The organism is Alkalibacillus haloalkaliphilus (assembly GCF_007991275.1).
In the GTDB taxonomy this organism is placed as follows: Bacteria; Bacillota; Bacilli; order Bacillales; family Alkalibacillaceae; genus Alkalibacillus; species Alkalibacillus haloalkaliphilus.
Genome location: NZ_BJYA01000005.1, coordinates 1 through 21,651, shown reverse-complemented (window position 1 = coordinate 21,651; position 21,651 = coordinate 1). Strand labels below are relative to the sequence as shown.

Below are 21,651 nucleotides of genomic sequence, written 5' to 3'. Positions count from 1 at the left end.
TTGAAAACCATTCTCAATTAGATTGACAGCCCTTTCATGAAAGTTATATAATAACAGTGCTTAAAGGAAACGGACAACTTGATGGAAGGTGACATAGATATGGATATTTTTGAGGCAATTCATGAAAGAAGAAGCATTGGTAAAGTGAAGGACAAGCCTGTTGAGGATGAATTAGTAGAGAAGATTTTAGAAGCGGGGACGTGGGCGCCGAATCATTTCCATACAGAACCGTGGAAATTTTTCGTGTTAAAAGATGAAGGAAGAAGACCATTAGGCCGTACACTCGCTGACATTGCGAAAGAAGATATGGAAGACCCAACGACACCTGAGTGCCAGGCGAAGCTAGAACGTATTGAACAAAAGCCATTTCGCGCACCGGTCATTATTACAGTAGCGGTAACGCCATCAGATCAAGACAAAGTGATTCCAATCGAAGAAGTGGGCGCGGTAAATTCCGCTGTTCAAAATATGTTACTCGCAGCACACGGCTTAGGTTTAGGCGCGATTTGGCGTACAGGTAAGCCAACGTACCATCCGAAAATGAAGAGCTTATTCGGCTTAAGAGAACAAGATGAAGTGTTAGGCTTTATTTATATAGGGCATCCAGAACAGAAGAAAGAAAAAGGAATACGCACACCATTTCAAGAGAAAACGACATGGATTACAGCTGATCAAGGTGCATATTAAAGTTTCTTAGGTGGTGGTCGAATGACGAAAGAAGACCCAGCATTGGAATTCTCTAAGTTTGCAGAAAAGCTACAAAAAGAGATGGATGAAGCAGAAGAAAAACATCGTGACAAAGAACCATCTCAAATTATTGTTTATAAATTTAATGAAAATTACGGAAAGTATTTACGTAATAAGAAATGAGCCCTACTTAAAAGTAAGGCTCATTTTTTAATCTTCTTTACCAAGTTTGCGATCAATCGTTCCCTCATGATAATCATCGGACACTTGCTCGTGCGTTTCCGCTAACCCTTTTTCAAATTGAGAATCTCCTTGATAATGCTCATTTTTATAATTTTCCTCAGCGATTTTATGACTCGCATTTTCATTATGGCGCTTATCCTTAGCCATCATCATTCCTCCAATAGCAATTTAATATTAATCAGCAATTTTCAATGCACTTTTAGATGCTTTTAAGTCTACTTTTAACTGTTCATCGAGATTACTTGGATGATAATACCCTTGTTCGATCATGTACTGACTTATCTTCTCATGAGTTTCAATAGCATCATTAAGCTGAGTACGTAAAACTCTTCGTGCGTCTGGTGTTACTGACTCAGTCAATGCAAAGGTTAAATTTCGAACGGCAGCCTTTGAAGAAATTAAAAAGTCAGTCGCAATCACTTGGTCTGTCATTCCACTCATGCCTGCAATTTTTTGTATAAGATTTGCCATAACCTAATTACTCCCGTCGTTTAATAACTCATTTAACTGTTCAACATGTTGTTTTCCCTTTGTCACATCTTCTTGAAGAATAGCTTTTAATTGATCGCATCCTACTAGCCCTTGCATAGTGGCGGCTTTTGTTAGACTTATGTTTTTTAAAGTCAAAATCTCGTGCATTTCTAAACGTTCATGACGAGCTAATTGATCTGTCACCATCTCACCCCAATCTAATTAAACAACATTTTTCTTTAGGTTACGTATTTGTCATCAGTTTATTCTTAAGGATTCGTATTGAGGTAAATGTGAATAGAGGAGGACATTAGAGGAAGAATACTTTTAGTTTATACGTGACGGGAGGTAGTAATGAATGGGGAAAGAGGATTTAGCACACCACGAAACGTTAGATGCGCACGAGTTGTTAAATATGAAGACGATTGGATTATTAAAATCGAAAATGATGCAAGGTGTTGTGTTTGACGAAGATTTACGAGCATTAATGAAAAAGAATGTTGAAGCATCTGTAAAAGATGTTAAAGAATTAAAACGTTTATATCCTTATACAGAATCACAGTAAATGAGGTGATCAGATGAATGATTATTTAGACCCGCTCAACGCTGTCGGTATGCCTGAACAGGTTGATTCGGCCATTGCACTTGATTTATTAATAACTACGAAAGAAGCGGTCAGAAACTACTCTATTGCTTTAACAGAGGCGACAAGTCCAGAAGTAAGAACAACGATTCGTAACCAAATGGAAGCCGCAATTGACTTTCAAGAAGAAGTGACAAACTTAATGATGGAAAAGCAATGGTTTCATCCATACGACTTAAGTAAGCAACAATTAATTGATTTACAAGCGGCACAAACGGCAGTTGATATTGCCGGGTTAAACCTATTCCCAGACAACCATAATCGAAAAGGCTTATTCCCAACCCCACCAAAATAAATGCAGAGTATTGGAGGAAGATGAATGAAAGCTGTCACATTTCAAGGAGTCGATGAAGTCGTCGTTAAAAACGTCGAAGCTCCAAAAATACAAAAATCAGATGACATAATTGTCAAGTTAACGAGTACTGCCATCTGTGGTTCGGACTTACACTTAATTCATGGTATGATTCCGAACCTTCAACCAGATTATATAATTGGGCATGAACCTATGGGGATCGTTGAAGAAGTTGGTCCAGATGTAACGAAAGTAAAAAAAGGTGACCGGGTTGTAATCCCTTTTAACGTAAGTTGTGGTGAATGTTGGTTTTGCGACAACCAATTAGAAAGCCAATGTGATGAATCGAATGATAATGGTGAAATGGGAGCTTACTTTGGCTATTCCGGTACAACAGGAGGTTATCCTGGTGGACAAGCTGAATAAATGCGAGTCCCTTATGGGAATTTTACACCTTTTAAAATTCCTGAAGAAAGTGAAGTGGATGATGACAACTTAATTATGTTGGCTGATGCCGGTACAACAGCTTATTGGAGTGTTGACAACTCGGGAATGAAAGAAGGAGACACCGTCATTATATTAGGTTGTGGTCCTGTAGGGTTATTAGCACAAAAGTTTGCCTGGTTAAAAGGAGCAAGTCGCGTTATAGCGGTTGATTATGTCGGGTACCGTTTAGAACACGCAAAACGAACGAATAATGTAGAAGTGATTAATTTTGAGGATTATGAAAATGTCGGCTCTTACTTACATGAGATGACTAAAGGTGGGGCTGATGTCGTAATTGACTGTGTTGGCATGGACGGAAAAATGACAGACTTAGAATTTCTTGCAACAGGATTAAAGTTACATGGTGGTTCGATGGGCGCATTAGTCATGGCAAGTCAAGCGGTTCGTAAAGGTGGAAATGTGCAAGTTACAGGTGTATATGGTTCACGTTATAATGGCTTTCCATTTGGTGATTTCTTTATGCGTAATGTAAACATTCGAACAGGCCAAGCCCCAGTTGTTCATTATATGCCATTTTTACATGACTTAATAGCTCATGGAAAAGTTGATTTAAGTGATATTATTACACACCCAATGTCACTAGATGATGCAAAACGTGGTTATGAAATATTTGATACGAAAACAGAAGATTGTATTAAAGTTGTATTAAAGCCGTAACGTAAAAAAAGTAGTCTGTTTGATTGAAATAGACTACTTTTTTGTATGTTGTGAGTGAAAAATGCCATTTAGTATATCACGTGGAGTTCCATAATAGAGCGAGTTTTGAAAAGCAGGAAAGGAAGAATGATATTCAATAAAAATTGGTTGATCAAGCAAGTACGGGTGCTGTTCGTATAATGGTAGATCGCCATAAACAATCGCTTTCAATGCAAGTGGCATTTCTTTTAAGAAAATATTATAACGAAATGCAGCCTCTTCTAATGAAAAGTCCCCTCCATCAACATACGCATAGCCAAGTAATTGATGTTGTGTGTCAGTTGCTTGAATCCACTCAGCTAAAACTTCATCACGCAGTTGCCAATCAATCGCATTTAAGTTGAAGTTAGTGCCGACATCTAAAAATAAATCTCCAGTTTCATCAGAGTGAGTCAGTGTATATCTTCTCTCTATAATAGGGTTAGTAGGTGTTATAGGTGGATGTAATCGCACAGACAATTTATTAGGATCGAAATCGGACACGAAATTCCCTCCTCGTGATCATATATGTAAATGTATGTGTAAGAGGCTTGGATCAAGAACTATGCGGTCGGAGGTTATGATAGTATTTGGCGCTCACGTATGATTATTTGGCGTTCGCACGTATCTTTTTGGCGCTCAAGAAAATAATTTGGCGTTCGCAGATGATATTTTGGCGCTCGAGTCATTAATTTGGCGTTCGAGGGTGATATTCTGGCGCTTGAGTAATTAATTTGGCGCTCACAAAATATCAGCGCTCGCATGATTTATCGGCGTCCGTAAAAATTTATCAGCGCTCACAACAATTTATCAGCGCTCAAGTACACTTTATCAGCGTTCACACCATATGAACCTCACCAAAATAAAAATCCCCAGCTAAGCCTGAGCTTAACTGGGGAGGTGAAGTGAATTAGTCAATCCACTCGTTAATTAATTCTTCGTTTTCATCAATCCACTCGCGAGCGCCGTCGATTGGCTCTTCAGCGTCTTCAACGTAGGCCATTAGTTCACCAATCTCTTCGTCATCCATCTTCCAGTTCTTTAACCACTCACTGAATTCAGGATAATCTTCTTCAAAATCGTGACGCGTTGCGTGGTGAATCTTTTCAACGCCACCGAATGATTCTTTCGGATCTTCTAGATATTTTAAGTCATGCTCAGCGAAAATGCTGTGTGGGTTCCAAAGTGGAGCTACAATTGGCTCTTCGTTTGAAACAGCATCATCAATTGCTGCGATCATCGCAGGCTCAGAGCTTGGTACAAGTTCTAGTTCTAAGTCATACTCTTCGATCATTTCTTCAGCAACTTCCATCGTACCTGCACCTTGGTCGAAACCAGTGATTTGGTGATCGAATTGTTCAGCATGCTCGTTTAAGTCTTCAATGCTATTAACATCTTCCATATATTCTGGAACGACAAGACCTACTTTCGCATTGTCATACCAAGTTGCTTCAGAGAAGTCGATATCATCTTGGTATTGCTCTAGGTAATGTTGGTCTTGAACTGGTAACCAAATTTCTAAGCTAATATCTAACTCATCATTCGCAAGAGCTGTCATCGTTGGCCCCATGTCTAAGTTGATTAAGTCAACTTCATAGCCGCGATCTTCTAAAAGAACTTTCCACATATTCGTTACCGCAATATTCTCTGCCCAATTAATTTGTCCCATTTCAATCGGGTCTTTGTCGTTTGTTTCACCAGTTTCTCCGTTTTCTGCTTCATCGTTACCACCACATGCTGCTAGTACAACTAGTAGCGCAGCACTTAGTAGTAAAAGTTTTGTCTTATTAAACATTATTAGGATCCCCCTCAAAAATTTTCTCTAAAAATTGTTACAGATTTCAACTAAAGTTACAACTACATATGTAGCGCAATAACGCTAAACATTTTTAAATGGGCTTTTTACTATTTAGTAAACATCCCGTTAAAAAATGATCATAAACCACCTTCCTTTAAGGTTGTTAAGAACGTTAAATTTTTTCTTTACGAACCTAATATAACGATGATTAAGAAATTTGTCAAATATGATCGAAAAGTTTTGTGTAGAACATTTAGGTAGGACATTTGACCCCTTTTATAAAAAAATGTTTAACCTCGAACACAACCGTCTATAGAAAGAGTAAGCAAAAAAACCGAGGAGGGTGTGGGATGAAGGAAATTTACACAGAAACAATTCAGCTTGAAAATCAGCTAACAATGTACGAGATCCTTTCATTGCACGAATATAGTCAAACTGTAGATGGCGATTTTTATTTTATTACTGAACATGGTGTAGTTGCGCCTCGCAATCTACCGAAACTTGTATCAACATTTTTAACTCTGGATGAAACGAGTGAGTTAAAAGTTGTTATAGAAGGTTATGATGTTAATCAAATTTTTACAGACATAAAAGAGTGCATCAAGGAAGAAGAAGCTGAGAAAGTAGCACTTGTATAGTACTTAAACTTAAAAGGAGGTTTGTGGTATGAATGAACTTTTCGCTAGGGTGTTAGTAGCCTATGATGGCTCAACAGATAGTAAGAAAGCATTGAGTAAAGCAGAGGGAATCGCGAAGCAAAATGATGCTAAATTGATCGTGGCATACGTTCAAGACCAAAGTCCAGCAGCGCCAATCTCAGACCAACATACGATTCCACATGGCACATCGATGTTGCATCAAACGACGAACTACACAACATCAATGCCGGCATCAGATGGTTCTGAGCAACAACAAGTAGACATTGTGGACCAACAAGCAGATGAAATACTCTATGAAGCTAAATTGAAACTATCTAATGCAATTGACGTCGATTATGAAATTTTATCAGGACCTCCAGCAAGAGAAATTGTTAAATTCGCAAAAGACCAAGACGTTGACCTCGTTATACTAGGAAACCGCGGTTTAAGCGGCTTGAAGAAAATTGTTATGGGAAGCGTCAGCAACAAAGTAACAAATGACTCACACTGCCCAGTACTAGTTATTAAATAAAGTAGAAGAAGACGCTCTTTATGGGCGTCTTTTTAGTGAGGTGAAGTTGGTCGAACGCCGATAAAAACTTGCGAGCGCCGATAAAATCTAGCTGAACGCCGATAAAAATTAGCGAGCGCTGATAAACATCCACGAGAGCCAAAACTTTTAGCGAGCACCTCCACATTACTCTTCTCTTGCGTAAGTCAATTTAACGAAATCAGAGAAACATACGACTAATTTTCCTAATTTATGTTAAGATATGACCAATTACATTAGAGCAGAGGTGTTCAACATGACAGTGTTAATGTCGGAAATGACTTGGCCAGAATATGAGAGTAAAGTGCAAGATGCCGTAGTGTTGTTGCCAGTTGGATCAACGGAACAGCACAGTTATCATTTACCGCTTGGTGTGGACTATTATCAAATCAATGAAATATCAAAACTTGTCGCCACTTCAATAGACGGAATTGTCGCTCCAGCGATCCCATTTGGCTATAAGTCTTTACCACACAGTGGGGGTGGCCAGACATTTCCAGGTACAACAAGCTTGAGCGCTGAAACACTTATCCTACTAGTGAAAGATATTTTAGTAGAATTTATAAGACATGGGGCGGAACAGATCATCGTTATGGATGGTCATTATGAGAATGGAATGTTTTTATCTGAGGCTATCGATTTAGCATTAAAAGAATCAAATCAAAAAAGTGTAAAAATACTAAAAGCCTCATTTGTTGATATGTTAGATGATGAGGTCGTCACACCTTATTATAAGAATGGCTTTCCAGGATACAGCTTAGAACACGCCGCCTTTATAGAAACAGCATTAATGATGAAGCTTAAACCGGACTTAGTTCAGCAAGATAAGATCGAACCAGCCGAGGCAAATCTCCCTCGCTACGAAGTGTTCCCACAACAAGAAGGCGTAGTTCCGAAATCAGGTTCATTAGCAGACCCAACAGGTGCAACTAAAGAAGCAGGGGAAATATTCGTTAACAACATAGTAGGAAATTACGTTCAATCGATAAAAAAAGAATTCAACATAACCTAGGGAGAGATTAATATGCAAAACTTCTATTTCATAACATTAGCATTCGTACTCGGGATTGTCGCATTTATAACAGGTGAAATCGTCACATTCGTTATGCTCGGTTTCATTCTCCTTTCATTACAAAACATCCATCGAGTATTAAAAGAAATGCTAGAGGTGCAAAAGCAAAATCAGAATGAACAATCATAGAAAAACGGTCTTTCCAAAAAAGGAAAGACCGTTATAACTATCTAAACAAATCCAAAAACCGTTCCCATATACCTTTTTCTTCTTCTTCAACTTCATCATCGTCTTCATCGTCATCGATTGTGATACTTTCGGTTTGGATGACGAATTGGACTGTTTCGACGTTTTCATTGCGTTCAGACATGAATGATACGGGTTCGAAATCAGAGAAGTCAAAGTCATCCATTAACTCATCAATTTCACTTTGCATTTGTGCTGGTAAGTCACTCGTCTCTTGAGCGAGTTCACCAGTGCCATCATGCAACTCATCGACACCGTCTCCTAATACAGCAGTACCATCACTTAATTCACCAATACCTTCATGAATACCACTATAGTTAGATGACAGCTCGCCAACGCCACCGGTATATTCGACTAAGCCTGCGTGGAACTCACCGTATTGGTTAGCTAATTGTTCTAAACCAGTCTCAAGTTGTTCTAGTTCTTCGATGAAGTCTAGTTCATCTAATCCTTCTGCAAATTCATCGGCTGTCTGCTCTAAGTTAACCGCGATTTCATTAACCGTCTGTTCTAATTCTTCTAATACAGGTACGACATAATTGAACAGTTCGCTCGATTCATCAAAATTCTCTCTAGCATTTTGAGCAGCTTCGTAAGTTTGAACTAACTCATCAATGACTTCAGGATCAATGTCACTATCGTAAAGTTCATCAAAATTGTCTTCACTTAACTCTCCAACTGGAATGTCATTGATTGCTTCTCTTAAAGATTCTAGTGAGCCATCATAGTTTTCACGGATCTCGGCGATACCTTCTTCAGCTTCATATAAGCCATCCGCAATTTGTCTTAACGCTTGTTCTAGCTCATCTAAATCAGAGAGATCAATCTCTCCATCTGTTTCAAAACCTGCACGCATTTGATTAAGAGCATTTTGAATCTCTTGAGAACCTTCTATTAAATCAGCAGAGCCTTCATCAAGTTCATTCATGCCAGACAAATAGTCACTCGACCCATCATGTAAGTCGCTGACCCCATCATTAAGTTCAAACACACCGTCACGTAAGTCGCCAACCCCATCATGTAAATCGCTAAATGCTTCAGCTAATGTGTTCATTTCATCTTGCATCTCATCTGTATCAAATTCATCAAAAGACATATTTGGTGGTAAAGCAGAAATCTCAACACCATCGAATTCAAAATTACTAACATTTGCTTCAACGACAAACGTTTCGTCTTCTTCTGGCATTACGGTAAACGTCACTTGTTTATTTTTGCCGGCACTCGCAACCGTACCATCTTCAGCTTCAATTTGATTGTAAATTTCAGAGTCTAATGCTAACGAAATTTGCATTAAATAATTTTCATAAAATACAGGATTGACTTCATCATCGCCGCTCGTTTCAATTTCAATTTGTAAATGGCCATCTTCACCTAAAATGTCATGTGGATTGACTTCTTCACCATCTAACGTATAGCGAATGTCAAAAGTCCACGGAAGCGGTTTGCCATTTAGATTCCCCTGATAATAAAACTGATCTTCTCCAGATCTGAATGTAACTTCCTCATCATTTAGTTCAATATCTTCTAAATTCGTTAAGTTTTGAACCGTTTCATATGGACCATAATCAATCATTTCGCCATGCTCAATCACATCAAACTGGTTAACGACATACATCTCATCTTGCTGTCCAAACGCATTTAATGTCGCATAGACGACTTCGTGTTTTTCAGAAAAGGAACCTTCACCGTCTAATTGTGACGGTGAGGACTCATTGGATTCTGATTCATCAGAAGTCGCCATAGCAAATGACGGCATCAGCAGAAGGGATGCAATTAAAATGATCGATAGACGTTTAGTTTTCATTGTCATTTCCCCTTATAGAAATTCGCTTTATAAGTCGTTTTCTCAATTAATTTATCAAACAGCAGTAACAGCGCTGGTAGTAGGAAGACGACGCTTAAAAATGCTAATAACGCACCGCGTCCTAATAATAAGCCGACTGAGCCTACAATCGGGTTGGACGATGTAATCCATAAAATAAACCCAACACTTGATAAAATGGCTGCAGAGATGAAGATCGCAAACAACTTCTCATCAATCGTCCGTTTCATCGCCTCAAAAGCAGGCATTTTCTTTCTTAAATGTTTATAGTTTTCCGTAAATAAAATTCCGTAGTCAACGGTTGCGGCTAATTGTACGGTACTGACGATTAAATATCCGACAAAGACGAGTGTCGAATCAGTAAAATATGGAATCGATAAGTTAAACCATACAGCTGATTGAATCGTAATGAGTAACACAACAGGGAAGAAGATCGAGCGGAATGTACCAATTAAAACGATCGCAACAGCAAGTACCGTCAACCAGTTCACGAGTGTATTATCCCTTTGTACAATGTCTTTAATGTCATATAACGTGACACTTTCACCGAGAACTTGTGCTTCGTCATCATAATATTGTGCTGCTGTTTCCCGGACGTCTTCAACTAACGCAAAAGCTTCATCACCTTCAGTTGCTGTATCAGTATGAAGTGTGATCCGGCTGTAATTGTCAGAGTAAAAGGGTTCTGTGACCTCTTCACCTAAATACTCAGGTGGAATTGCAGAGTCAATTGTATTCACATATGCGATCACACTAGAGACGTTGTTTAGCTGTTCAAATTGATAAACAAGCTCTTCTTCTTTTGCAACTTCACCTCGAGGGACGAGCACGACCATAGGTGTATTTTCACCAAACTGTTCTTCAATTTGAATTTCATCAGCACCAAGTCTTGTCGTATCAGGTTGTTCACCGACACCGTAAATAAATGTCGTTTCACTTTGCGCTAAGAAAGCAGGCACTATTAGTAACCCGACGAAAATTAAAGCAGGAACGCGTAGCTTTAATACACGCTTACCAACATTTTTGAATTCAGGCACAATTGGCTTGTGCTGAGTTTTGTCAATCCACTTATAGAACATAAGTGTTAGCGCTGGTAAGAAGATCATCACGCTAATGAAGCTAAACACAATACCTTTTACGAGGTTAAGTCCTAAGTCAGCGCCAATTTCAAAGTTCATAAAGGTTAAGGCAATAAATCCGAAAAACGTCGTCGTCGCACTCGCAGCAATCGCTGGAAATGATCGTTTGATCGCAAGCCGCATCGCTTCAGCAGGGTCAGGCACCTGTTTTCGATAATCCGAAAAACTATGCAATAAGAAAATCGCATAATCGAGCGAGACGGCGAGTTGGAGGATCGGGGCGACGGACTGTGTTACGAATGAAATTTCACCGAGAAATATATTTGTCCCTAAGTTAATAATGACCGAAATGCCGATCGCCGTTAAAAAGAAAAGCGGCTCGACCCATGAATTCGTCGATAAAACTAAAATAATAATGATAATCGGAATGAGTAACGCTGCAGCATAAATCGATTCTTGATCAGCCATTTCTTGAGACATTGCAGTATCCGCTGCCTCACCATCAGCCGCATTGTCCTCGCCGATCAAATCATAAATCGCACTCATCGCCTCGACCTCATAACCTTCATCGATCGTTATTGAGAAGAGAGCGGACTGATCTTGATAATATTGTTCCACCGTATCAGTCTTCGCCATTTCGAGCGGCACTTTTAAATCAAGTGCATCGTCTAACCACATAATGTGCGAAACACCATCTATATTTTCTAATGCTTCTTTATACGCAAGCGCCTGTGGGATGGTGACATCTTCAACCATGACGCGTGTATTGCCGATCGGTTCATCAAATTCTTCTTCCATTATGTCAGTCGCTTCCATAGAAGGTGAATCATCAGGTAGATAATCCATCATATTGTAATTAACATGGACCATGAAGAAAGCGATCGTACTCATAATTCCTAATATGAAAAACGTCCAAACGATTGATTTTTTATGTTTAATAATCCGGCTAGCTAGGTCGATTTTGTTTCATCCTCTCTTGCATAGAACATCAATCCACTTTATTATTATATGGACACTGTGTTGGATATTCAACAAACAGTTTAGCACTTTACGTCCGTTATCCAACACATTGTTGACTGTATGTTGGATTTCAACAAAATTGTCACAGAGGAGGGTTAATGTGGGAGAGAAAATGGACCGCCGCAAAAAATACACCCGCATGGTACTAAAAGATAGCCTCATTGAACTGTTAGCGGAGAAGCCGATCGCATCTGTTACAGTAAAAGAAATTTGCGAACTCGCAGATGTTAACCGTTCGACATTTTATACGCATTACGCCGACCAATATGACTTATTAACGAAAATAGAAAACGAAATTATAGACGATATGAACGCATACTTAAGTAGCTATAGTTTTACCAAAGAAGACGAAGCTTTATTAATGACCCAAAAACTCGTCGAATACATTACCGATAAAAAGCTCATGTTCGAAACTTTGTTAAATGAAAACGGCGACTCAACTTTTGAAAAACGCCTCATGGAAGTCGCCCGCCGCTTTGTCATGAAGAACACAATGGAAGGCACAGACTTAGACGAACAATTCTCAAGCTATTTGAGCACTTATATTATTAGCGGTGCCATCCACGTCATCAAAGAATGGATCGCAAGTGGCATGGAAGAATCACCGAGAGAAATCGCTGAACTAATCAATCACTTTTCTAATCGTGGATTGTCCTATTTGCAGGAGTGATACGGCGTGAGCGCTGATAAATCTTGCTGAACGCTGATAAAACTTTGCGAGCGCTGATAAACAATGTGTGAGCGCCGATAAATTTTCATGAACGCTGATAAATCATGTGCGAGCGCTGATAAATCTTGCTGAACGCTGATAAATTATTGAGCACTAATCAAATTACGCGAACGCCAAAATAATTTTCCGAGCGCCAAATAAAACTCGTGAGCGCCAAAAAAGGTTAAGCGAGCGCCAAATTAAATTCCCGAGCGCCAAAAAAGTTCAGGCGAACGCCAAATTATTTTCGCGAACGCCAAAATCGATCCCCCGAACGCCAAAAAAATAGCAACCGCTTATAACACCCAAGCGGTCGCTATTATCTCATACGCTCACAATCTTACTGAAAACTTTTTGCTCGTGAACCAGAAGGAATCCCCATTTTTTTATAACCAATAAACGTCAAAATAATCATCCCAATGACAAAAGCAATGAAGTAAGGCGAAATGACATCACGAACGACACCTGTGACGAAGGAACTAACAATAATTCCAAGAGAATAAAAGGACGACATTAAACCGAATGCTCGTCCATGTCCTTTTTTTGACACAGCATCTGTAATTGCGGTTGCCATAGCGGGCATGACGATCCCGAAGAAAAAGCCAACGACAAACAACAAAATCGGAAGAGCTAACATATCGGTAAAAATCGCAAATAACGTCATCGACATACCGAACAAACCGAACATTAATCGTTTAACAGGATCTAACCGATGAAGGAAAAACAGTGACAAAGACGTTAATGTACCTGTCGCCATCAAACTTAACAACAACCCAGTCCGCGCCGTCGAATATCCCATCTCAACCGCTAAATAAGGCACTTCATAAATGATCACCCCATGAATATACATGACCGCAAAGCCAGTCGCTAAAATAATATGTACAGTCGGCAGTGCGAGCACTTGTCCAAACGTCAAAGTACTATTCAACTTGTCACTAAGAGACACAGCACTAGAATCATGAATGTAACCTAACGTATAAATACTAATTAAAAGCAAACCAGAACCAATGAAAAAGTAAGTCGCCTCGTAACCAAGTAAATTACCTAAATTTCCACCAGCTAACGGAGCTAGAATACTAGCAATCGTCATCAACATGCCGTAGATTGCCATATTTTTACCTTGCTGCTGGCTATTTTTCGCATAACTTGATAAAAGAGCGAGAGCAGAAGGGATCAAAAACGCAAGCGCGAAACCATTTGCAACCCGTAACACAAGCAAAGTCGTCGCATCAGTCGCAAAACTATGCGCGATAAACAAACCACCTGAAATCATCATCGGCAGTGTAATGAACAACTTTTTTCCATACCGATCAATTAACGGACCTGCAATTAAATTCCCCGTTAAGTTGGCGATTTGACCAGTGCTCATCATAATTCCGATTAACACACTTGATGCACCGAGCGTGGCGGCGAACGGGGCGAATAACGGAGCTTGTACACTCATGACTAAACTCATGAAAAACATAACTAAAAATATATGTACCTTATGAAAAGTTGCGATACTCAAATTTTCTCACCTCAACGCCATTGTATGCACCGCGATGAGAAATAGACGAGCTATATAAAAGTTGACAAATGGAGCTTACAATTATAAACTTACTTACATAAAGTAAGTGACATTTCGAGGAGGAAGTTCCATGAATTTTCATAGCAAACCAACAACATTCGTCAGTCGCGTCACAATTAAAGTGACAGACTTAGCACGTTCACTAGAGTTTTATCAAAAAATCGTCGGCTTAAACGTACTGGAACAAACAGAAGGCACAGCACATTTAACAGCAGATGGAAAAACTAGCATGTTGAAACTCGTACAACCAGAAAATCCAGAACCGAAGCAGAGGCGAACTTCAGGTTTATACCACTTCGCTATTTTAGTGCCAGAACGCCGTCATTTAGCTGACTTTGTCATACATCTATCAGAACATAAGGTCCCAATCGGTGCATCAGACCACTTAGTCAGTGATGCGATTTATTTCAATGATCCAGATGGTAATGGCATCGAAGTCTACCAAGATAAAGATCCAGACACGTGGACTTGGCAAGGTGATCAAGTAGAAATGGCAGTCGATCCGCTAGACTTTGAGGATTTAGTAAAATATAAAACCGACCAAGGCTGGCAAGGGATGCCTGAGAAAACAGTGATGGGCCACATTCATTTACACGTTTCTGATTTACGTCAGGCAGAAAAATTTTACGTCGACGGGCTCGGCTTTGATGTCGTTTGCCAATTTGGCGGTCAGGCTATTTTTCTATCAACGAATGGCTACCACCACCATATTGCTGCAAACACGTGGAATGGCGTTGGCGCACCAAAAGCTTCAGAAAATAGTGCAGGCCTACATTCATACCAAATTGTCTATCCTGACGAAGCATCACGCGACACCGTCATTCATAGATTAAAAGACATGGGCTCACCTGTAGAAGGTAACGTAACAGAAGACCCAGCAGGAAACCAGATCGAGCTAGTCGTATAAAAAGAAAAAGCAGAACTCCCTTTTATGATGGAAGTTCTGCTTTATTTTTATTGAACTGCATGATTCTATTAGAAATAATGTAAGCAATCATCGCCGAAGCTAGAATCATCCCTAACGACACGAGTGAAAAATTACCGACAATCACCGTTTCTTGAGGAAGGCTGCCACTCATACTCCAAGCCTCACTCACATTTGGTGTGTGCATCCAAGTTAAGACCATGCCAGACAACATTTGGAACACAGCGAAAATGACAACAAAACTAACGCCAAAAAGGAAAAACTTTTTCATAATATGTACCCCCTTGTAAGCAACTGCCATTAATGTAACACATTTTTCCGAATAATGGAATTAGGGAGGGGGGAAGGTACTGGCGAGTGAGGTTTATTTGGCGTTCGCGTGAGTTAATTTGGCGTTCATGAAATTAATCTGGCGTTCGCGTGAGTTAATTTGGCGCTCATGAAATTAATCTGGCGCTCGCAAAGATAATCTGGCGTTCGCACGAAACTATATCGGATCTCACAAAAATTTTATCAGCGCTCAGCGATATTTATCAGCGCTCGCAAGTAACTTATCAGCACTCACGAAATTTTATCAGCGCCCAGCAGGATTTATCAGCGTTCGCCCCCAACCCACCCAACAATCAACTAGGCATTCCCACATTTTGAAAAATTCTTACCTCATTTAACTTAAATTTAACCTTTCCTTATTAAGATGTAATTAAAGCATTAAATTTGTTGGGGGAGGGCTGTATATGACAGAGGAACAACAAGTAGAGGAACAAAAGGTTTTTCGTGATGAAGAAGAGGACAAAAAGAGCTCTACAGGTTTAGAAAACAATGTTGCTGGGTTGTTGTGTTATTTATTTGGATTCATAACGGGTCTTATATTCTTGTTAGTTGAAAAAGATAGCAAGTTCGTCCGTTACCATGCATTCCAGTCGATTTTCATTTGGGTATCTATATTTGTCCTCAGTATGGTGATTGGCTTCGTTCCATTAATTGGCTGGCTCATATCACTGTTGCTTGCACCGGTTGGGTTTGTCATTTGGATTGTCTGTATGATCAAGGCTTACCAAGGCAAGTGGTTCAAGTTCCCAGTTGTCGGTAACATCGCCGAAGAGCAAGTTAATAAAATGAACAGTGAGGCAGCATAAGTGACTCAGTCGGCTCTAAATCGAGTCGGCTGTTTTATTTTGTGAAAATTTTAAAAATTATCGTCTTTCGAGTAAAATATAAGTAACTAAGGGGGTGGGAAAATGAGTCGCTATTACAAAAAATTCATAGCATCGATCTTTATCATTGTGATTCTTCTTTGTCTACCGAGCGGACTAGTCAACGCAACAGAAGCGTTAATTCTTGATGATGAAACGGACCAACTCGACCTTTACGAAGGGATTGAAATGGTAAAAGATCGCGACATGCAGTTAGAACTAAGCGACGTGACCTCTCCACAATTCGCCGACCAGTTCTTATCTGAAAGCCACATCAATCAACGAAACGGCTTTTTCAAAACAGCTACGTGGCTCCGTTTTGAGATCGAAAATGAATCGAACGAATCAGACTGGCTTCTCGAATTCGCTTTTCCACTCATATACGAACTCGACATATACAGGGAAACGAACTCAGGGTATGAACCGATTTTTCATGGTGGCGCAGTCGTGGAACCTTTTCACGAACGGGAAGTTAACCACCGATTTTTCGCCGTTAACTTAGACATCGAACCGAATACGAGTGAGACGTTTTACGCTCGAGCTGTTGGAGGGGGCGACTTACACCCACCTATATACATATGGAGTCATGATGCGTTTTTTGACCGAACGCAAAGCGAGCTGACGATGCTTGGCATTTTTTACGGCATCATCATCGTCATGATCGTCTACAATTTATTCTTATATTTCAGTTTAAAAATGCGCAGTTATCTATACTACGTCATTGCGATGCTATGTACGTTGTTAGGTAAAATTTCGATCAACGGTGTTGGTTTTCAATATTTATGGTCAGACTATCCTGCTTGGAATTTAATATCAACGCCATTTTGGGTTAGCTTCGGCTGTATTTTCATTTTACTATTTACACGCGCCTTTCTCGATGTCGATCAATATTTGCCGAAGTTTAATCGACTGTCTTATCTACTCATTGCCTTAAACATAGCAACTGTTATCATGCTTTTTATATCTCATATCGTTGCACTCAATATGATGATTGCAAGTGCATTTTTAACATTTTTAACCGTTCTAATCGTCGCCTTCATATGCCTAAAGCGCGGTGCAAGGCAAGCACGCTTTTACATTCTCGGTTGGATGATTTTCTTAACCGGTGTGTTTATTACGATTTTAGAGCGTGCAGCGATTCTTCCATATTCACTTTTGACTGAATACGCGGGGCAAGCTGCGATGACAGTTGAAGTCGTCTTATTAAGCTTCGCCTTAGCTGACAAAATTAACTTAATGCGAGCTGAAAAAGAACAAGCCGAAAAACAAGCGCGCGAAAGCCAAGAGCTCGCGATGGAAAACTTGAAAAAAGCAGACGTATTAAAAGACGAATTTCTAGCTGTCACATCACACGAACTAAGAACGCCTATATATGGCATGGTCGGCATTGCTGAATCGTTACGCGATGGTGTCACTGGCGATGTTTCTGAACAGATGAAGCAACAACTATCAACAATCGTCGCAAGCGGAAATCGCCTCACTCATTTAGTGAACGACATTTTAGATTTTTCAAAGTTAAAATACGACTCGTTAGAACTGCAAATAAAATCAGTACACGTCAAAGGCGTCATTGAAGTTGTCGTTGCTGTTTCTAAACCTTTAATAAAAAATAAACCGATCGAACTCGTCACAGACATTCCAGATAACTTATCACCAGTGCACGCCGACCCGAACCGACTACAACAAATTCTCTACAACTTAGTCGGCAATGCGATTAATTATACGGATGAAGGGCGCATCGTCATTTCAGCTTTTGTAACAGAAGACGGATTGACGATCAGCGTTCAAGATACAGGAAGTGGCATATCAGCCGATCAATTAGAATATATTTTTAATCCATTTCAGCAAGCAGATCCGTCACACACAATTAGTGGGACAGGAATGGGCTTAAGCATTACAAAACGCTTAGTCGATTTGCATGCAGGTACACTTACAGCTGAATCGCAGCCGAAACAAGGCTCAACCTTCTACGTCACGCTACCAGTCCAAGCAGAAGATACAGCAGAAGAAGTGTCTAAACCAGTAGAGCGCTTGTTGACAGGTGAAAGTACGAAAGTTGAACCACCAACGATTAAACGAGCTAACCAACCACGCGTTTTAGTTGCAGATGATGAAGCGGTCAACTTACAAGTGCTAACGAACCAGTTGGCATTAGAAGGTTATGAAGTTGTCACAGCATCTGATGGGGAAGAAGTTTTCGAGATTCTTAAAGAAAGGTCAGTCGACTTACTCATTTTAGACTTAATGATGCCAAAGATGTCAGGTTACGAAGTGTGTAGCCGCTTGCGCCGTGACTATTCACTTATGGAACTGCCGATTCTAATGTTAACAGCGAAAAGTGAACTCGATGATAAAGTTGTCTCCTTTGAAGCAGGGGCCAACGATTATCTCGTGAAACCTTGTGACAAAATGGAACTCTTATCACGCGTTCGCACGCTGATCCGCATTCGCACGCTTAACCAAGAATTAACGAATTTAAATACACACTTAGAAGAAAAAATTGAAGAACGAACAGAAGCGTTGAAAGTAGCTAACGAAGACTTAACAGCTGCGAACGAAAACTTACTTGAAGCAGAGCAGTCACGTAGACAAATGTTATCGAACATCGCGCATGAACTTGGTACACCTGTGACATTAATTCACAGCTACATGCAATCGTTAAAAGCAGGAACACTTTCACCTTATAACGAACATTACAACGAGCAAGTATTGAAGAAAATTCAAGTTCTTAACCGACTCATAAATGATTTATTCGATCTATCAAAACTAGAAGAAGGTAAAACGAGTTTAAATAAAACTGCTGTGAATGTAAGACGGTGGGTCGAACAAGTCGAGCGAAGATGTCAGTTTAATGTTGAACAACATAACCGCCGCTTTCGAGGTATAAATCACGGGAAACTTGATGAAGCTGACGGCTGGATGTGTTACATCGATCGCGATCGAATGGACCAAGTGTTTTCTAATTTGATATCTAATGCAGCCAAATATACAACTGAAGCGGACGGTGAAATTGCATTAGGTGCACATGTTCACCTCGACGAACGTCATATAGTAATAAAAATAACTGATAACGGCACAGGGATAGATCAAGAAGATTTACCATACATTTTCGACCGATTTTATAAGCAGGCCAGCTCATCACGTTATAACCCACACGGAACAGGGCTAGGGCTAGCAATTGCTAAAGAAATCGTCGAAACCCATAAAGGTGCAATTAGTGTTGAAAGTGACCAAAACGTTGGTACGACTTTTTCGATCAAACTTCCAATTACACAACAATCAGTCATCGAAGAGCCTGAACAAAATAAAGAGGGGGAGAGCTTATGAGCGAAACCATTTTGCTCGTAGAAGATGAAGCAGGCATTCGAGACATGACACAAATGTATTTAGAAAGTAAAGGCTATAAAACTTTAGCCGCGCAAGATGGAGACGAAGCGCTTAAGATTATTGACAAAACACCGCCAGAGCTCATTTTACTCGACATCGAAATGCCAGGCATGAATGGGTTCGAAGTCTGTCAAAAGATCCGCGAAAAACTGACGATTCCGATCATTTTTTTAAGCGTTCGCAGAAACACTTTCGATAAAGTGAAATGCTTCGAACTCGGCGGTGATGACTATTTGACGAAGCCATATGACTTTGAAGAATTAGAAGCTCGAATTAAAGCGAACTTACGCATATATCATACGAAACCGAAAGCGAAAAACAACACACTAGAATACGGCCGAATCAAAATCGACCTAGACGATATGAAATGCTATGTTAAGAATGAGCCGATTACACTAACGACAAAAGAATTAGAGCTCCTGATCCACCTAGCAGAACACCCAAACCGCGTCTGGAGCCATGAACAACTTTACGACCGCATTTGGAGCTATGATGCGACAGGCAACATCGAAACCGTCAAAGTCCATATTAGCCATTTGCGTAGTAAAGTAGAAGAAAACCCACACAAACCGTGCTACATTCAGACAGTTAGAGGGTTTGGGTATAAATTTAATGCAGAAAATTAAGGAGTATTTATATGACTGCGACTACAAAATTACCATTAACTTCAAATGAACGAGGTCGACTTAGAAAAAACAAAATTAAATTAAATGAAGTTCATTACTTAGAAATCGACTTTCTCTCGAATGTATTAGAAGTACCAAATGAACGAGCACTAGAGTTGAGAGGGTTAGCTCAATTCCAACAAGTCCCGACAATTGGAATTAAACTTGCCGAAAAATTAGTCAATCACCTCAAGTTGTATTCATTAGAAGAGATGAAAAAGCAAGATGGAGCAAAGCTTTTTGACCAACTTGAAGAAAGACTAGGCGTTTGGACCGATAGCTGTGTTGAAGATCAAATCCGTTGTGTTATTCATTATGCCAGGAAACCGAACAATGATATAAAGTGGCACGATTTTACACAAGAAAGAAAAAGCTTTCGTGAAAAGCATGGCTACCCTAAAACTAGGCCAACAAAAGCATGGTATGAGTAGAGAGGCGGTTGATCAATGTGGGTTTAATTTTATTTGTAACTTTTTTAGCTTTAATTAACATCATCGTAGTTAAATACACATCCAACACTAAAATGATGCTCGTTACAAGTGGATTTGTCATCATGTTCTTAATAGCCCCAATAACATGGTTCGTGACCCTAGTCTCCTTAGGAATATCTACTGGAAGCGGCATTGCCGGTGGTGTCGCTGGTATGATGTTTGGTTTTATCACTTTTCTAAATGGAATGTATTATGTATTTAGAGGAGCCCTAACACGCCAACAACGTGAAAATACATAATCAGGTCTGCTGCACAATTTAATATTCACTGAATAAAACTTCACCTTCATCAAAGAATATAGATTGTATTCTTGAATGGAGGTGAAGTACGATCGGTATTTTAAGTGGAAGTCAAAAGAAAGAGCCATTACACTATGGTGAAGTTTATAATTTGTTTTCATTTTTAGTGGCAGCCAATGGGTTTCATTCTATGTTACAAACATATGGTAACCATACGGGTGACAGGGATTTGAAAAAATTTATTGAAGAATTAATCCCTGGCGTGAAATCAGAAATAAAAGAAGTTGAAGAAGTGTTAAAAGAAAACGGGATTGCCTTACCTCCTGCAGCACCAGATAAACCGCTAGCTACTTTAGAAGAGATTCCCCCTGGAGCAAAATTTGCAGACCCAGAAATTAGTGCAAGCGTTTCTAAAGGATTAGCTGAAGGCTTAGTTGGCTGTTCAACGATTATTGCTCAATGCACGCGAGAAGATATCGCCATGTTATTTGGACAATATCATATGAACAAAGCCCAAGCAGCTGGCAAAGCATTAAGGTTAAACAAAGAAAAAGGCTGGTTAATCCCACCACCCCTTCATACGAAAATTCCAAGTGAGGATTAAAGGGAAAACCGAGATCTGCCTAATAGTAGATCTCGGTTTTTTCGTTTTTAGCACTTTTATAACAATGTGTTAAACTGAGTGAAAAGTAATAATGATGATTATGGTTGAGTGCTGATAAAAGATGGCGAACGCTGATAAAAGTTGCTGAGCGCCAAATAATTCTCATGAACGCCAAAATCCGAGGTGCG

Annotated in this window: 25 protein-coding genes and 1 pseudogene; 17 read left to right on the top strand and 9 right to left on the bottom strand. The window is 39.7% G+C overall.

The genetic code is table 11. The annotated features are described in order from the left end of the window. Positions 1-99 precede the first annotated feature (99 nt). Together AHA02nite_RS06165 and AHA02nite_RS15100 are read left to right on the top strand one after the other, a co-directional pair. The gene (locus AHA02nite_RS06165; protein ID WP_146815429.1) at positions 100-687 is read left to right on the top strand and encodes a nitroreductase family protein; all 588 of its coding nucleotides are present in this window, start codon (positions 100-102) and stop codon (positions 685-687) included. A gap of 21 nt (positions 688-708) precedes the next feature. Next, a complete protein-coding gene (locus tag AHA02nite_RS15100; RefSeq protein WP_170235993.1) occupies positions 709-870 on the top strand; it encodes a hypothetical protein in 162 nt (53 codons plus the stop codon). Between the two features lie 27 nt (positions 871-897). Here the strand turns inward: AHA02nite_RS15100 and AHA02nite_RS06160 are convergent, their stop codons facing one another. Genes AHA02nite_RS06160 through AHA02nite_RS06150 form a run of 3 tightly spaced genes read right to left on the bottom strand, consistent with a single transcriptional unit; the run spans position 898 to position 1,608 of the window. Beyond that, entirely contained in the window at positions 898-1,077 is a 180-nt protein-coding gene (locus AHA02nite_RS06160; RefSeq protein ID WP_246118828.1) for a YozQ family protein, read from the bottom strand. A 27-nt stretch (positions 1,078-1,104) separates the two neighbouring features. After that, positions 1,105-1,401 (bottom strand): spore coat protein, encoded by a 297-nt coding sequence (locus AHA02nite_RS06155; protein WP_146815425.1) that lies wholly within the window; start codon positions 1,399-1,401, stop codon positions 1,105-1,107. A gap of 3 nt (positions 1,402-1,404) precedes the next feature. Next, the gene (locus AHA02nite_RS06150) at positions 1,405-1,608 is read right to left on the bottom strand and encodes a hypothetical protein (protein ID WP_307724918.1); all 204 of its coding nucleotides are present in this window, start codon (positions 1,606-1,608) and stop codon (positions 1,405-1,407) included. A 151-nt stretch (positions 1,609-1,759) separates the two neighbouring features. Between AHA02nite_RS06150 and AHA02nite_RS06145 the strand changes: the two genes are divergently transcribed. The 3 genes and pseudogenes from AHA02nite_RS06145 (at position 1,760) to AHA02nite_RS06135 (ending at position 3,500) form a co-directional block, all read left to right on the top strand. Continuing rightward, the gene (locus AHA02nite_RS06145) at positions 1,760-1,966 is read left to right on the top strand and encodes a spore coat protein (protein WP_146815422.1); all 207 of its coding nucleotides are present in this window, start codon (positions 1,760-1,762) and stop codon (positions 1,964-1,966) included. A 13-nt stretch (positions 1,967-1,979) separates the two neighbouring features. Beyond that, the gene (locus tag AHA02nite_RS06140) at positions 1,980-2,339 is read left to right on the top strand and encodes a spore coat protein (RefSeq protein WP_017185754.1); all 360 of its coding nucleotides are present in this window, start codon (positions 1,980-1,982) and stop codon (positions 2,337-2,339) included. Positions 2,340-2,363: 24 nt separating this feature from the next. Beyond that, positions 2,364-3,500 (top strand): annotated as a pseudogene (locus AHA02nite_RS06135) (zinc-dependent alcohol dehydrogenase). A gap of 33 nt (positions 3,501-3,533) precedes the next feature. Here the strand turns inward: AHA02nite_RS06135 and AHA02nite_RS06130 are convergent. Together AHA02nite_RS06130 and AHA02nite_RS06125 are read right to left on the bottom strand one after the other, a co-directional pair. Further along, on the bottom strand, positions 3,534-4,022 hold the full coding sequence (locus AHA02nite_RS06130; protein ID WP_146815420.1) for a staygreen family protein: 489 nt from the start codon (positions 4,020-4,022) through the stop codon (positions 3,534-3,536). 406 nt (positions 4,023-4,428) lie between these two features. Next, the gene (locus tag AHA02nite_RS06125; protein WP_146815418.1) at positions 4,429-5,313 is read right to left on the bottom strand and encodes a glycine betaine ABC transporter substrate-binding protein; all 885 of its coding nucleotides are present in this window, start codon (positions 5,311-5,313) and stop codon (positions 4,429-4,431) included. 353 nt (positions 5,314-5,666) lie between these two features. On the opposite strand from AHA02nite_RS06125, the gene AHA02nite_RS06120 reads away from it, so the two are divergent. From AHA02nite_RS06120 to AHA02nite_RS15095, 4 genes are all read left to right on the top strand, one after another. Next, positions 5,667-5,954, top strand: coding sequence for a hypothetical protein (locus tag AHA02nite_RS06120; RefSeq protein WP_146815416.1), 288 nt, complete (start codon positions 5,667-5,669; stop codon positions 5,952-5,954). 28 nt (positions 5,955-5,982) lie between these two features. Continuing rightward, positions 5,983-6,486, top strand: a complete 504-nt coding sequence (locus AHA02nite_RS06115; RefSeq protein WP_146815415.1) for a universal stress protein — start codon at positions 5,983-5,985, stop codon at positions 6,484-6,486. Between the two features lie 274 nt (positions 6,487-6,760). Beyond that, positions 6,761-7,516 carry a creatininase gene (locus tag AHA02nite_RS06110; protein WP_170235992.1) on the top strand — a complete coding sequence of 252 codons (756 nt, stop codon included), beginning with the start codon at positions 6,761-6,763 and terminating at the stop codon, positions 7,514-7,516. Between the two features lie 12 nt (positions 7,517-7,528). Next, positions 7,529-7,705: a hypothetical protein gene (locus AHA02nite_RS15095; protein WP_170235991.1), complete on the top strand. Its 177-nt coding sequence runs from the start codon at positions 7,529-7,531 to the stop codon at positions 7,703-7,705. 37 nt (positions 7,706-7,742) lie between these two features. On the opposite strand, the gene AHA02nite_RS06105 is transcribed toward AHA02nite_RS15095, so the two are convergent. Together AHA02nite_RS06105 and AHA02nite_RS06100 are read right to left on the bottom strand one after the other, a co-directional pair. Then, the gene (locus AHA02nite_RS06105) at positions 7,743-9,566 is read right to left on the bottom strand and encodes a YhgE/Pip domain-containing protein (protein WP_146815411.1); all 1,824 of its coding nucleotides are present in this window, start codon (positions 9,564-9,566) and stop codon (positions 7,743-7,745) included. A 2-nt stretch (positions 9,567-9,568) separates the two neighbouring features. Then, positions 9,569-11,554, bottom strand: coding sequence for an efflux RND transporter permease subunit (locus AHA02nite_RS06100; RefSeq protein WP_146815409.1), 1,986 nt, complete (start codon positions 11,552-11,554; stop codon positions 9,569-9,571). Positions 11,555-11,783: 229 nt separating this feature from the next. Between AHA02nite_RS06100 and AHA02nite_RS06095 the strand changes: the two genes are divergently transcribed. Next, a complete protein-coding gene (locus tag AHA02nite_RS06095) occupies positions 11,784-12,353 on the top strand; it encodes a TetR/AcrR family transcriptional regulator (protein WP_146815406.1) in 570 nt (189 codons plus the stop codon). A gap of 379 nt (positions 12,354-12,732) precedes the next feature. Here the strand turns inward: AHA02nite_RS06095 and AHA02nite_RS06090 are convergent, their stop codons facing one another. Next, entirely contained in the window at positions 12,733-13,836 is a 1,104-nt protein-coding gene (locus AHA02nite_RS06090; protein WP_246118827.1) for an MFS transporter, read from the bottom strand. Positions 13,837-14,029: 193 nt separating this feature from the next. Between AHA02nite_RS06090 and AHA02nite_RS06085 the strand changes: the two genes are divergently transcribed. Beyond that, positions 14,030-14,866 (top strand): VOC family protein, encoded by an 837-nt coding sequence (locus tag AHA02nite_RS06085; protein ID WP_146815403.1) that lies wholly within the window; start codon positions 14,030-14,032, stop codon positions 14,864-14,866. 22 nt (positions 14,867-14,888) lie between these two features. On the opposite strand, the gene AHA02nite_RS06080 is transcribed toward AHA02nite_RS06085, so the two are convergent. Next, positions 14,889-15,155: a GNAT family protein gene (locus AHA02nite_RS06080; protein ID WP_146815402.1), complete on the bottom strand. Its 267-nt coding sequence runs from the start codon at positions 15,153-15,155 to the stop codon at positions 14,889-14,891. Between the two features lie 463 nt (positions 15,156-15,618). On the opposite strand from AHA02nite_RS06080, the gene AHA02nite_RS06075 reads away from it, so the two are divergent. The 6 genes from AHA02nite_RS06075 to AHA02nite_RS06050 all read left to right on the top strand — a co-directional run bounded on the left by AHA02nite_RS06075 (position 15,619) and on the right by AHA02nite_RS06050 (position 21,463). Next, the gene (locus AHA02nite_RS06075) at positions 15,619-16,020 is read left to right on the top strand and encodes a DUF4870 domain-containing protein (protein ID WP_146815400.1); all 402 of its coding nucleotides are present in this window, start codon (positions 15,619-15,621) and stop codon (positions 16,018-16,020) included. Between the two features lie 102 nt (positions 16,021-16,122). Next, positions 16,123-19,404: an ATP-binding protein gene (locus tag AHA02nite_RS06070; RefSeq protein ID WP_146815398.1), complete on the top strand. Its 3,282-nt coding sequence runs from the start codon at positions 16,123-16,125 to the stop codon at positions 19,402-19,404. Beyond that, positions 19,401-20,090 carry a response regulator transcription factor gene (locus tag AHA02nite_RS06065; protein WP_146815396.1) on the top strand — a complete coding sequence of 230 codons (690 nt, stop codon included), beginning with the start codon at positions 19,401-19,403 and terminating at the stop codon, positions 20,088-20,090. Before AHA02nite_RS06070 ends, AHA02nite_RS06065 begins: the two co-directional genes overlap by 4 nt. A gap of 11 nt (positions 20,091-20,101) precedes the next feature. After that, positions 20,102-20,560, top strand: a complete 459-nt coding sequence (locus AHA02nite_RS06060; protein ID WP_146815394.1) for a helix-hairpin-helix domain-containing protein — start codon at positions 20,102-20,104, stop codon at positions 20,558-20,560. 8 nt (positions 20,561-20,568) lie between these two features. Continuing rightward, entirely contained in the window at positions 20,569-20,859 is a 291-nt protein-coding gene (locus AHA02nite_RS06055) for a hypothetical protein (RefSeq protein ID WP_146815392.1), read from the top strand. 91 nt (positions 20,860-20,950) lie between these two features. Further along, positions 20,951-21,463 (top strand): DUF3231 family protein, encoded by a 513-nt coding sequence (locus AHA02nite_RS06050; protein WP_146815390.1) that lies wholly within the window; start codon positions 20,951-20,953, stop codon positions 21,461-21,463. Positions 21,464-21,651: the final 188 nt, after the last annotated feature.